Genomic DNA, 13,005 nt, shown 5'->3' with positions numbered 1-13,005 from the left:
GCCTTAGTTGCACTTATGCTATCTGCCCAAAATTTACACTTTCTGTTAGTATAAAGAAAACTTGGCTTGCGCCAAGCCTCTGGCGTAGGCGGAAGCCTTAGTTGCACTTATGCTATCTGCCCAAAATTTATACTTTCTGTTAGTAAAGTAAAAGCACCTTTTCTTGCGGAAGGTGCTTTTATACTGAGGAGCGAGTATAAGCAAAAACCATCATTTCAATTTACTGTCTATAGCTTGCCAGAAACGATTTGTCTCATAACCTAAACGCCAGATCGCGATTCCGCGGAGTCGATAACTTTTTACAAAACCGAGACGGATCTTTGACGATAATTCACTTTCATACCAAACTGTATGTCGGGTTCGTCCTTGCCAATAATAAAAATAGGGCTCAACCGCCGGATCCGACCAGAGAATTCGAGCTCCGGTTTGCTTAATTAAGGTAGAGATATCGTTCATTGGAATCATTATTGTAGATCCATTGGACCAGTCAAAACCATACACAGGTATTCCAACGAGAATCTTCTGATGAGGAATATACTGAATCGCATAATCTAAAGCCTGAGTCATCCACGGCAGGGAAGCAATCGCGCCCGCTTCTCCTCCAGAATAATGTTCATCATAGGTCATAAGGGTTATTGCATCACAGGTTCGCCCAATAGCAGCAAAGTCATACCCCGGAGCCTCCCACTCCGAGCGCTTGGCAGGAACGGCGATCGTCAGAAGAAATCCTCTTGTATGCAGAGTTATGCGCAGAGATTCCAGAAAAGAAGTATAGGCTAAGCGATAGGAGGCTTCCATGCCTTCAAAGTCAATATGCACCCCCGCGACACCGTTGGGTAATAGGTTAAGAAGGTTTTGCATGAATCGTTCCTGAAGTTCAAGGGAGGAGAGGAGAGAGCGCAAGGGTTGTGGGTCGAAGATCTGTCCGTTAAAATTGTGAATGAGGACTAATGGCGAAACTCCATAATTAAAGCTTTCACGGATCAGGGTAGGATCTAACTCGCCTTGAAGTGAGGTATCCTCCCGTAAAAAATAGGCAAAGTGGGCAATCGCGTCAAAATGTGTATGGTAGTGACGCATGGATTCTAACGAACGCTGATCCTCGGGATAGTCTTCGGCAGTGTACCCGAGCACCCAAAGACGTTTTTCGATTAGTCGTTGTGCCGCTGCGACCCAAACGGGTGAAGCCATGCCAATCCCTCCTCTTCCAGGACAGATCCTGGAAAATAGCCTCTTAATTTAACATATGAAAGGGGAGAGCAGACCTTTTCTCTTTTTTAATAGTAAAATATGGATGAAACATGGAATAAGGTTCAGACGGAGTGGAGTAATGCCAAGTGAATAAAATACTTTTAATCGCAACCGGTGGAACTATTGCGATGCGTAAGGACATTTCTGGTAAAGCCGTTCCAGCAGTAAGCGGGTATGAATTGTTAGAGAGTCTCCCCAGCCTTCGGCAGGCTGCTAAGTGGGAGGTCATCGATTTCAGTAATGTGGCCAGTTGCAATATGTCACTTGAGAAAATGCAAGAACTTGCGCGGATTGTCGAAAACAGTTTTCAAGATCCGACTTTAAAAGGAGTCATTATCACCCACGGAACAGATACATTAGAGGAAACTGCATATTTTTTAGATCTTACGATTCGAGACCAACGCCCAATCATCTTAACGGCCTCTCAGCGTGATGCTTCTGAACGGGATTCTGATGGACCAAGAAATTTACGTAATGCGATGTTGATTGCAAAAGATACTCGAGCTTTGGGACGGGGCGTCGTGATCGCTTTAAATGAAGAAATCCATGCAGCACGCGATGTACGTAAGTTACATACGAGCCATGTGGATGCATTTAATTCTGGGGAGAGTGGGGCCTTGGGAGCGATCGATAATGAAAAGGTAATTTGGTATCGCAAGCCAGAGCCCTCTGTTAAATTGGGAATTCCCCAACGTTTAGCCAACGTGGTAATCTGTAAAGCCTTTACAGGAATGACTACACGTATTTTTGAAGCCCTGATTGATGAGACAAGCGATGGTTTGGTTATTGAAGCATTCGGGAGAGGAAATTTACCCCCAGAACTTATGCCTGCGATTCATTCGATTGTTAAACGGAAGCTACCTATCGTCATCACCTCACGTTGCTTATTTGGGCGAACGGCACCGGCATATGGTTATCCCGGAGGAGGAGCGGATCTAGAACGTGCGGGAGCTTGGTTTGCCTCTGATCTTTCAACTGAAAAAGTTCGTATTTTTCTGAGTATTGTTTTGGGGCAGGGTATGGAGGCTCAGAAGGTGAAAGAAATCTTAGCTCGAGGCGGAGTTCAGTAGTATTAAACGGGTATTAAATGTATGTAGTAAATACTAATATTTGTTTGCGTTATAACGATAAATTTGTTATACTATATTTGCCTCATGAGGTTACTTTGCAAAAACCTTGAAATCCTTAGTTTACCCTTATTTGGGTTGTCATGGATCGGGAGTTTGTGCAGAGATCAAACTGAGAGAAAACTACCCAAATAAGGAGGAAACCTTTGTGTTTCAAGACAAAATTTTAACCTGCCGCGATTGTGGCCAAGAATTTACCTTTTCTGCTAGCGAACAAGAATTCTATGCTGAAAAAGGCTTTGAGAATGAACCAGGCCGCTGTCCTTCCTGCCGTCAAGCACGTAAAGCTGCTAACGGTGGAAGAAGAAGTGGAGGTTTCGGAGCTCGCCCCCAACGTCAAATGTATCCAGCTACTTGCTCGAATTGTGGGGTCGAAACTGAAGTTCCGTTCCAACCTTCTGGTGAAAAGCCGGTATATTGCCGCGATTGCTATCAATCAATGCGCCGCTATTAATTCTCAGCTTTTATAAAGGCACGCGAAGGAAGATCAGAGATTTCTCTGGTCTTCCTTTTTATTTGTTTTGTTGAGAATAGGGATTGACAGATTACAAGCTAAAAGGTAAAGTATAGATGAGAAAAGTTATCAGTCACAGTATACATTTTAGGCGAGAATGGTTATCAATTAGAGGAGGTGAACTTATGGACTACTCACTCAATTTGCTCCAACCCGGTGAGAAGGCATACATTCAGACTGTTATGGATAAGGGAGCATTGCGTCGCCGAATGATGGATATGGGGCTAGTACCAGGCGCAGAAGTTGAAGTGATCCGATTGGCGCCTTGGGGTGGACCAATGCAAATTCGCGTGAAGAGATATTATTTAGCGATGCGTCTCTCGGAATGTGCTAAAATCCTTGTTGGTCGGAATTGAGAACAATTTACATGATTATGTAAACTTGAATTTTGAATAAGCTGGATTAACTAAAAATATTGAGCTGAATGAGGAAGGGGAAAATTCAATGGGAACAATGAAAATCGCCCTTGTCGGCAATCCAAATGTCGGCAAAAGTACGGTTTTCAATTATCTGACCGGTTTAAATCAACAGGTTGGCAATTGGACAGGTAAAACAGTTGAACGGAAGGCGGGCTATTTTAAGGTTGAGGACCAGGATGTTGAATTGGTCGATCTTCCAGGGACCTATAGCTTAACAGCTTATTCTCAAGAGGAAATCATCACGCGCGAATTTATCCTCGCTGAAAAGCCAGATGTCGTTATGGCGATACTTGATGCTTCAAATATTGAACGGAATTTATACTTACTTTTGCAAATTCTTGAATTAACACCTTATGTTGTCATTGGCCTTAATATGATGGACTTAGCTGCAGCGTCAGGAATTACGATATCAGCCCAAAAATTGAGCCATGCACTTAACCTCCCAGTTATTGAGGTTATCGCTTCCAAGGGCAAGGGAATCAAAGGTTTTTTACAGGAGGCCATACACATGGGGCAACTGCGTGACGCCCCTCAGCCTGTGAAGATGAAGTATCCTGAGGAGTTGGAAGGCAAGATAACGGCCATTGAAGAAAAACTTCCTGAAGATGCGGTCGGATTCCCCCAACGTTGGCTTGCACTTAAATATATAGAGGGTGACCAAGCTATTGAAGAAACGCCTTCCGAATCGGTAAAAAAACTATTACAGGAGTGGAGCGATTCAGGCTGGAATGAAGCCAAACTTGAAATGGCGGTTACGGATGCAAAATATCATTTCATTGGTACACTTATGCCTGATTTTGTTCAGTTTGACGAGAACAAAGGAAAGAGTTGGACTGAACGACTAGATCGTTGGGCGTTATCATCCGTTTGGGGTTATCCGATACTCTTAGGAATCTTGATTTTAGTTTTTTGGTTTTCTTTTGTGGCCAGTGCTCCTTTGGGGGATCTCATTTCTCGTTTTATGGCCTGGGCTTCAGGAATAACCGTGTTTCTTTTGCAAGCGGTGGGAGCACCAAAAGTGCTTCAAAATTTAGTTCAGGATGGAATATTTGCAGGAGTTGGTGCGGTATTAGGTTTTGTCCCGCAAATTTGGTTGTTTTTCATTCTCTACGCTATTCTCCAGGATAGTGGCTATTTAGCAAGAGCAGCCTTTCTTGGGGATCGATTGATGCAATCCATGGGACTTCATGGCAAATCTTTCTTCTCTTTCGTTTCTGGCTATGGGTGTAACGTTGCAGGAATCATGGCCACACGAACTCTGGAGAATCCAAAAGATCGAATGATTACCATTCTTCTTAATCCGCTCATCCCTTGTGTTCCACGCTTAGGGGTGATGAGTGCGGTTGTTGCCGCGTTTTTCCCAGGAGGACGAGGAGCCCTCGCTATGGTTGGACTTTTAGGATTGAGTCTATTTTTAATTGCCTTTTCTTCGTATTTCTTCCGCAAGACGGTCATCCGGACAGAAAAATCGGTTTTTGTGATGGAATTACCCCTTTATCACTTTCCGACTGCTCGGAATGTGTTTTATCCTGCCTGGCAAAAAACCTATTCATTTATGAAAAGGGCATGGACTTTTATCTTAGTCGCTTCTATCATTGTTTGGACACTGAGTTCTTTTCCCGCAGGAGTCACTATGGATCAAACCTGGGCCGGAAAATTAGGAAGTGCGTTGGCGGTTATTGGAAGCCCTCTTGAGTTTGACTGGCGAATAATGGTTGCTATTCTCTTTGGTTTTACTGCGAAGGAGACTACGTTATCCACTTTAGGAATTTTATATGGAGTGAATGTTGATGCCCCGCAGTCCATTGCTCAGGCTATGGCGGGTTCAATGACTTCCCTACAGGCAATTACTTTCCTTGTTGTATATATGCTTTATATCCCTTGTTTAGCAACGGTTGTTACGACCCATAAAGAGATAGGAAGTTGGCGATGGACGGGTTTTGGAGTCGTTTATAATCTTCTTCTGAGTTTTGGTGTGGGGTGGTTGGTCTTACAGCTTGGACACGCTCTGGGATTCTAAAAAACAAGCGTGTTTAACAGTCTAGGAGGTAAAATATTGCTGAGTGAAGTTTTAAAATTAATGGAACAAGAACAGTCGGTGGCTGTTGCCGAAATCGCTCAAAAGTTGGGTTGGTCACTCCAAAGAGTGGAAACCATGCTAGCCCAGTTGGCAAGCATGGGGTATATTCAAAAAAAAGCGGTTAGTCGCTCTTCTTGTTCTGCAGGAAGGGGATGTCCGGGATGTTCCGACGCAGAGGAAAGTGCCTGTCAAGGCTGTCAGGTACTGCCGGATAGTCTCTATTCCTGGGTGATTACAGACCGTGGTAAAAGCGTTCTTCATTAAACAAAAGAGGGGAAATGAACTAAAATTTCATTCCCCTCTTTTGTTTTCAGTTTTATGGTCGTCTTGATTTCGGGGAAGCGTTGGACAATAATTCTTTAATCCTATACAATCTACTCTAGGTGGTATTGAAAGCGAGGAGCAAGCAAATGGATTTTTCCGGGAAAGATAAAGCAACCTATGTGCAAGAAACGTTTAATTCGATCGCCAAAAGCTACGATCTAATGAACACTTTGATGAGCTTCGGCTTGGATAAGGGTTGGCGGCGAAAGGCAGTGCGTACTGTTGAAGCCAAGCCTGGAATGCATATTTTGGATGTCTGCTGTGGAACAGGACAGCTTGCGATGGAAATTGCAGGAACAATAGGAGTATCAGGAAAAGTAACAGGTCTAGATTTTTCTGAGAACATGTTAGAAAAGGCTAAAGAAAATATTTATTCTTCACCGTATCAATCCCTGATTGCGTTAAGGCAGGGGGATGCGATGCACCTTCCTTTTCCAGACAATACTTTTGATGGAGCGACGGTTGGCTGGGGACTGAGAAATCTGCCGAATGTTGGACAGGGAATCAGTGAAATGTTAAGGGTTGTTAAGCCGGGATCAATGGTTGTTTCGTTAGACATGGCCAAACCAACGCTTCTGGGCTTCAAACAGGGATATTGGTTTTACTTTGACAAACTTGTACCCTGGATGGGAAAAATATGGGCCGGTAAAGCGAAGGCCTATCAATATCTCCATGATTCAGCTGTGGAGTTTCCATCTCAGCAAGAGCTGGCGAGGATTTTTGCACGCTGTGGGCTAGTGGAGACCCGTTATCAAAATTTATTAGGTGGCGTTGTCGCGATTGTAAGCGGACGGAAAGCTTAAAATCGAAGCGAAAGTTTAAAAGAATGCAAGAGGACTAGATAGTCCTCTTTTTTTTACCTCGAACGGGTTACTAAGCGCAAAGGCTACGCTAAGAAACACTCGACAAGGATCATAAATAAATGTAGAATCACTTTGTTCTCATCAAGGCAGAATAAGAAAGAGTATATGAATAAAACTTGAAACTAGGAGAAGGTAGGTATAGCTCTCGGATGATTAACAATAACAACCGCATGCTATGGTTTAAATTGCGGACTTTTATCTTTGGACATCCTTTGGCAACTCAATATGCGGAACAGTCTAAGGTGGGAGTCATGGGAGGAATCCCAATTTTTGGGTCAGATCTTATATCCTCTGAAGGGTATGCCCCTGACGAAATTCTGTACATTTTACTGTTGGCTGGCTCCATGGGTTATGCCTATGTAATGAAAGTGTCACTGGTGATTGTGCTGCTGCTAGCGAGTATTTTTCTTGTCTATCGTAAAGCAATTCAAAAATATCCTCAAGGTGGGGGTTCCTACACAATTGCGCAGGCTTATTTGGGAGAAACCGCAGGTTTTGTGGCCGGAGCAGCATTATCAGTGGATTACATCCTGACCGTTGCCGTGAGCGTCAGTTCAGCCGTTGAAAATTTTACCGGAATTTTGCCTTGGCTTGCTCCAACACCCCATAAAGTGCTTGCCGATTGCTTGCTGATTGCTTTCATGGCCTGGATTAACCTTCGTGGACTTAAAGAATCCGCCCGTTTATTCGTTATTCCCATATATCTATACATCATAAGCCTCATCGTGCTGATGGGAACCGGTCTGGTTGGAATTCTGATTCATGGAGCAACTCCGCAAATACCTGCTCATTTAATCAATACGAATGCTTCATCCATGACCTGGTTTATTTTTGCCCGAGCTGTTGCGGGTGGTACGACTGCCCTTACCGGAATTGAAGCCGTGAGTAACGGAGTAACTGCTTTTAAAGCTCCTGCTCAGAATCGGGCGATAAAAACGCTGCTCGCCTTATCAATTCTGGTCGCAGGTGGACTTTTAGGTCTTACCTTTTTAGCTGGGGCTTATCATATCGTTCCAACTGAAGGAAATACAATTTTAAACCAACTGGGACAAATTATTTATGGGCAGACGATTCTGTACTATATCCTGATGGGAACTGCGGCAGCAATTTTGGTGATCGCTGCCAATACACCCTTTGCTGGTTTTCCCATCCTTCTTAGTTTAATGGCGCGGGATGGGTGTGCTCCACGCTATTTTAAAAATCTTGGAGATCGCTTAGTCTACAGTGTTGGAATCTGGACTCTTTTTTTCATCTCTATTTTTCTTATCCTCATCTTTCAAGGAGATACCCACATGATGCTCCCGCTTTACGCGATTGGTGTGCTCCTTTCCTTTGCTTTAACTGGGACAGGACTAGCCCGGCATATCTGGCATGAGAAGGAGAAGAATTGGGTCTATGATTTTTCTGTTTTTGCATTCGGAGGAACACTCTCTTTCCTGGTTTTTTTGGTCTTCATCATCACGAAATTTACCCAAGGGGCTTGGATTATCATGATTGTTATACCTCTGCTTGTTCTTTTTTTCCGTGGAATTAAGAACGTCTATCGCGACGAAATCTATGATCTCCAGGTTACCCCTGAGGCACTCGCTCAATTTCAACGACACGTTGCCCTTGTGAAACGACGCAGAGCACATGCTGAAATATCCGAGTATAGGAATAAAATTATCATCCCGGTTTATGATTTAAACTTAATGGTTCTTAAAGCACTTAAATATGCCTATTCTTTAACCCCGCAGGTCTTGGCTGTTCATGTTGCATCTGACCCCGATCGTGCGGCTAAACTTCTCAAACACTGGTCGTTGAACAACATGGAGATCCCCTTGAAAATTATAGAGTCTCCCTACCGTGCGACGGTTAAGGACTTTTTAGCCTTCTTAGATAAGTTTGAGAGTAATACGAACTACGACACAATCACTGTGGTTATCCCAGAATATGTACCAGAAAAGATATGGCATAACTTTCTGCACAATCAAACAGGACAATTCCTGAAAGTAATGATTCTCTTAAAGAAAAGTGTCTTGGTCACGAGTGTCCCCTATCATCAAGATACGGATATGATTAAACCAGAACCTATTATAGCAAAACCCTAATATCTTGATTGCTTTGAAAAAATTGCCGCTTATAAAATGAGCTTGCAAGGAAATAATTGTGTGATAACAACGCTTTTTGCGTAAGCTAGCAGGTTTTTTATAATTTACAAGTATATGTTAAAATGTATAAATAAGAAAGATAGAAGGGATTCAAGAAAAATGACGAAGGAACTTAAAATTGGGTTGATTGGTCGAGCTGAAAATGTTGTTAACGAAAGGAATACCGCTAAAAGTATGGGAAGTGGCTCCTTAGCGGTTTTCGCAACTCCCGCTTTAGTTGCTCTAATGGAAGCAGCAGCAGTTAATACACTAAAACTGGATGAAGGGGAATCCAGCGTTGGAATATCACTCGAGATTAAGCATTCGGCAGCTACACCCATCGGAGTTAAGGTTTGGGCTGAGGCGGTGTTGGTTGAAGTGGATCGCCGCCGGTTGGTTTTTGAGGTAAACGCTTACGATGAAGTCGAAAAAATCGGATCGGGACGGCACGAAAGGGTTATCATTCAGGAAGAACGCTTCTTGAGTAAGGCCAATCTGAAATCCGGAAAATAGGAAATCAGAAATGAAAAATCGGGAGTAAGAAAGTTGTGAGTTATTTAACGATCTTAGAAACGGGTAATTGGGAACAAGTCATTGATAAATCGAGGTTTATCGCTCTAATGTTTTCTGCTAAAACTGTTCAAGATGTAAAGCAGGGCCTAGAGCAGGCGCGACGACTTTATCCCAATGCCCGACATTATGTTTATGCTTATCGCCTATATGAAGGCAAACTTGAGAAATCAACAGACGATGGAGAGCCTCAGGGTACGGGTGGGAGACCCATTTTAGATCTCTTGCAATTTCGCGAGCTTTGGGATGTGTTAGTGGTCGTCATCCGTTATTTTGGGGGAATTCTCCTGGGAACAGGGGGGCTAACCCGAGCCTATGGAGGGACAGCGCGTCAGCTCTTAGATCGACTTGAAGTTAGCCGATTGGTTCCGCATATGATTTATGAAGTGGAAGCAGCTTATAATTGGTATGAACCTTTGAAATATCACTATCGGCAAAATAACTGGGTGACTGGAAATGAGAGATTTTCGGACACGGTTAAGGTTGATGTATTTATTCGCTTGGAAGAACGACAAATATTCGAGGAGTGGTTAGCAGAATTTACAAAAAGAGAAGCTATCTGTCGTCAAAAAGGAAGCGTATTATGCGCGGAGTCAGTGGGGTCACGCTGATCCAACTGGTGGTGCTATTTTTGCGTCGCATAGATCAAGCCTTGAATTGAGAGACTAGTCCAATGGAAGGTGATCCAAAAACGTGATAACACTAGCTCATTGGGTATTTCTCATTTTTGTAGTCTTCATTATATTGACATTGGTTTGGAAAAAGCCCCCGGTCTTAGCGGCAGCCATAGGCTTGTTTGCTGTTGGCTTTGCCTATTCAGGGGACCCTCTAGAATCTATCCAAATCTCTTTCCGGGCCTTAAGTCTAGCGACGACTAATCTATTATCGGTTATCCTGTTAATTGGAATTGTCGTCGGCTTGACTCGTCTACTTAAGGATACAGGGGCAGACCAAAGAATTATGAAGCCTTTATTACGCGTGAAACGGCTAAGTACTGCCTACTGGTTGATCGGAATTGCAATGTGGGTTTTAACGTTAATGGTCTGGCCTACTCCTGCCATTACTTTATTAGGGGCAGTTGTTGTCCCCGCACTGAAAAAAATTGGTATAAACCCGTTGGGTTTAGCTTTGAGCTTAACTCTGTTTGGCGAAGGGATGGGTTTATCAGGGGATTTTATTATTCAAGGTGCACCCTCCTTATTGAGCAAAGCTACGGGTATTCCAGTATCTGTTATTCTCAGCGCATCTTTACCCATTGTAATAGGCAGTGGTTTACTTGCCACTCTTACAGGGAGTCTTCTGTTAAAATTTAAGCTGGAACCCGATAGCGGCTCAAGCTTTATTCAAGGAAATCTTCCAAAACCCTTAAATATGTTGAAAGCTGAAGATGTGAAGAAGACGCTAGATACAGAAAATATCGGTAAGATAGCTACGCGACAGTCTAGAATTATTACTCTAATCGTTATCTTCTGTTATGGAATGACTGTTTTCTTTATGCTATTTTTAAAGATTCGGGGGGACGCAGCGAGTGCATTAATTGGAGGCACGACCTTTCTTATACTCTGTATTGGGGTTCTCATTCAGGAGCGTCGAAAGGCATTTACAAGCTTCGTGGGTTATTTGAAGGAGGGACTTCGTTTTTCAACGGGGGTCTTTGTTCCGATTATAGTCATGTCTAGCTTCTTTTTCTTAGGAACCAAGGCAGGATTCCAACAAATATTTCATAAGGACGGACTTGGTTTTTTCAGTGACTTTGCCTACCTGTTATCTGAATTTATTCCATTAAATCCATGGACGGTCGGTGGTCTAATTGTGCTTGTGGCTATTCTTGGATCCATGGATGGTTCCGGTTTTTCCTCCTTACCTCTCGTGGGAGGGATCTCGATTGCTTTATCCGAGGCAGCCCATTTACCTCCAGTTCCCTTTGCGGTTCTTGGCCAGATTGTTGGAATTTGGACTGGAGCAGCATTAATACCTTGGGGTTTTAGCTCTGTAACCTCAGCGATAACCGAAGTGGATCCAAGAACGTTATTTCGCTTGACGTTTCCCTGTTATCTTGTGGCTATAATAACTGCCTTCCTCTGGACAATGTTTAAGATTTAACATGTTGGTAAAAAATTTTTGAAGGAAAAAATGCCAGTACTGTCGAATACATGAAAAGTTAATCAGAATAAGGAGGCGAGCAGGATTTTCCTGTATGGGTTAGTTGTTACTATTGTCAGCCTTCCGTTTCTCCTCATTTTAATTTTCAAATCCTTAGTTTGGGGATTTAAGGCCTTTGAAGGGTTTATCATTTCCTTTTTAGTATGGTTAGATGCCCTTAGTTTTCCCTTCTTCTTGAAAACGGGCCACATTTTAGGCTGGGGAATCATGACGGGAGTTTGTTTATTTCTTCCCTTCCTGATCAAGATCTTACATAAGCCAAAGGTAATTCAGTTTAATCAAAAAATAGATAAACCTTTGCCCTCTTTAGCACTTGAACTATCGTTGGAAGAACAACTCATAGAGCCCACAATCGAGCTAGAGCCTGAAATTGAGCTAGAACCTGAAATTGAGCTAGAACCTGAAATTGAGCTAAAGCCCGAAATTGAGCTAGAGGTTATTCCTGAACTGAGTGATTTTATTACGACTTACGACGAGGAATGGAATATGCTTGAAACATCAACTTTAAGTTTCGAGAAACTATTAGAGAACGGGTTTGAGGCAAAAGAGTGCAGTAAGTATCAACAGGCTGCTGAATACTTCTATTTAGCTTTGAAGACTGGCCCTGCACCTGATCTGGCCTATTATCTGATTACGGATAGCTATGACTTGTGGAAGTCAGCGGATTCAGCAGAGATGGCCTTGTTAAAGCTTGAACCTTTTATCAGAGAATTCCGGAATGAAGCTGCAGCGGTGTGGCAAAAGCGTTTAGAAGCATGGCTTCGCGAAAATAAGATACAATTTTAAAAACTAGAGAGAGAAGGAATGATTTAATGAAAGCGAGTAAAGAGATTAAGGAATTGCGGATTATTAGCATAGCCGATGGAACACAAATTGGAGTCATAAAAGACTTGATTCTGAATCCTCAAACGGGTAGCCTCGACTTTTTCATTATTGATCAGCCAGCGGACTATTTCGGAGCTAAGGTAATTCCTTTTAGTGATATCATCGGAATAGGCGAGTTTGCAGTCACTATTCCTGATTCTCACGTCATTCAAGATGTTTCCCAAAACCTTGCTGTCCAAGAACTTTTGAAACAGGATGTAACAGTCATTGGAACTAAGGTTTTAACTAAAAAAGGAAGTTTAATCGGGGAAGTCCAAGAATACCTTATTGATGAAGAAAAGGGTAAGATTTCGACTTGCATTTTCTTAAGTCCTGATGGAAATAGCAGAGAAGTCGCAGTTCAAAATATTATCACCTTTGGCAAAGAGCTTTTAATTATTGATGCTGTTTTTACTGAGAATATAGAGAATGAAGCCAGGAGTGTTCTTGGTGGAAATGAGGCAATTATCCAATCGCCTAATGAGCGTTCTTCGGAATCCCCTGAAGAAAGCATGACGGAGTTTAACCTCTTTGAACAACGCCAGTTGCAGTACTTTCTCGGAAAAACGGTAGATCAGGATATCGTTTTGGATAATGGAGAAACCCTTAAAGCGAGTGAACTAATGAGCGATGAAGTGATTCGTAATATTACCTCCCGCAACAAACTCATGGAAATTAGTTCTTATCTCCATAAAAATTAA

The 13,005-nt window shown here is 42.7% G+C and carries 13 protein-coding genes; 12 read left to right on the top strand and 1 reads right to left on the bottom strand.

Annotation, left to right across the window (positions count from 1 at the left end):
* Positions 1 to 210 precede the first annotated feature (210 nt).
* Entirely contained in the window at positions 211 to 1,191 is a 981-nt protein-coding gene (locus tag VM640_RS15030) for a glycosyl hydrolase family 18 protein (RefSeq protein ID WP_325393643.1), read from the bottom strand.
* Between the two features lie 146 nt (positions 1,192 to 1,337).
* Here VM640_RS15030 and VM640_RS15025 point away from each other — a divergent pair, with 146 nt between their 5' ends.
* The 12 genes from VM640_RS15025 to VM640_RS14970 all read left to right on the top strand — a co-directional run bounded on the left by VM640_RS15025 (position 1,338) and on the right by VM640_RS14970 (position 13,005).
* Positions 1,338 to 2,321, top strand: a complete 984-nt coding sequence (locus VM640_RS15025; RefSeq protein WP_325393641.1) for an asparaginase — start codon at positions 1,338 to 1,340, stop codon at positions 2,319 to 2,321.
* A 205-nt stretch (positions 2,322 to 2,526) separates the two neighbouring features.
* Positions 2,527 to 2,832: a zinc-ribbon domain containing protein gene (locus tag VM640_RS15020; protein WP_325393639.1), complete on the top strand. Its 306-nt coding sequence runs from the start codon at positions 2,527 to 2,529 to the stop codon at positions 2,830 to 2,832.
* Positions 2,833 to 3,017: 185 nt separating this feature from the next.
* Complete coding sequence (locus tag VM640_RS15015; protein ID WP_325393637.1) at positions 3,018 to 3,248, top strand: FeoA family protein; 231 nt, start codon at positions 3,018 to 3,020, stop codon at positions 3,246 to 3,248.
* An 88-nt stretch (positions 3,249 to 3,336) separates the two neighbouring features.
* Complete coding sequence (feoB, locus tag VM640_RS15010) at positions 3,337 to 5,331, top strand: ferrous iron transport protein B (protein ID WP_325393635.1); 1,995 nt, start codon at positions 3,337 to 3,339, stop codon at positions 5,329 to 5,331.
* 36 nt (positions 5,332 to 5,367) lie between these two features.
* Positions 5,368 to 5,655, top strand: coding sequence for a FeoC-like transcriptional regulator (locus VM640_RS15005; RefSeq protein WP_325393633.1), 288 nt, complete (start codon positions 5,368 to 5,370; stop codon positions 5,653 to 5,655).
* 146 nt (positions 5,656 to 5,801) lie between these two features.
* Positions 5,802 to 6,518 (top strand): demethylmenaquinone methyltransferase, encoded by a 717-nt coding sequence (locus tag VM640_RS15000; RefSeq protein ID WP_325393631.1) that lies wholly within the window; start codon positions 5,802 to 5,804, stop codon positions 6,516 to 6,518.
* 209 nt (positions 6,519 to 6,727) lie between these two features.
* Positions 6,728 to 8,668 (top strand): APC family permease, encoded by a 1,941-nt coding sequence (locus VM640_RS14995; RefSeq protein ID WP_325393629.1) that lies wholly within the window; start codon positions 6,728 to 6,730, stop codon positions 8,666 to 8,668.
* 159 nt (positions 8,669 to 8,827) lie between these two features.
* Positions 8,828 to 9,220 (top strand): thioesterase family protein, encoded by a 393-nt coding sequence (locus tag VM640_RS14990; RefSeq protein WP_325393627.1) that lies wholly within the window; start codon positions 8,828 to 8,830, stop codon positions 9,218 to 9,220.
* A gap of 35 nt (positions 9,221 to 9,255) precedes the next feature.
* Positions 9,256 to 9,888, top strand: a complete 633-nt coding sequence (locus VM640_RS14985) for an IMPACT family protein (protein WP_325393625.1) — start codon at positions 9,256 to 9,258, stop codon at positions 9,886 to 9,888.
* 82 nt (positions 9,889 to 9,970) lie between these two features.
* The gene (locus tag VM640_RS14980) at positions 9,971 to 11,380 is read left to right on the top strand and encodes a GntP family permease (protein ID WP_325393623.1); all 1,410 of its coding nucleotides are present in this window, start codon (positions 9,971 to 9,973) and stop codon (positions 11,378 to 11,380) included.
* 234 nt (positions 11,381 to 11,614) lie between these two features.
* The gene (locus tag VM640_RS14975) at positions 11,615 to 12,226 is read left to right on the top strand and encodes a hypothetical protein (RefSeq protein ID WP_325393621.1); all 612 of its coding nucleotides are present in this window, start codon (positions 11,615 to 11,617) and stop codon (positions 12,224 to 12,226) included.
* Between the two features lie 26 nt (positions 12,227 to 12,252).
* On the top strand, positions 12,253 to 13,005 hold the full coding sequence (locus tag VM640_RS14970; RefSeq protein WP_325393620.1) for a PRC-barrel domain-containing protein: 753 nt from the start codon (positions 12,253 to 12,255) through the stop codon (positions 13,003 to 13,005).

Source organism: Desulfitobacterium sp., assembly GCF_035539115.1.
Taxonomy (GTDB): domain Bacteria; phylum Bacillota; class Desulfitobacteriia; order Desulfitobacteriales; family Desulfitobacteriaceae; genus Desulfitobacterium_A.
Note: the sequence above shows the minus strand (reverse complement) of the source record. Positions and strands in the feature narration are given on the sequence as shown.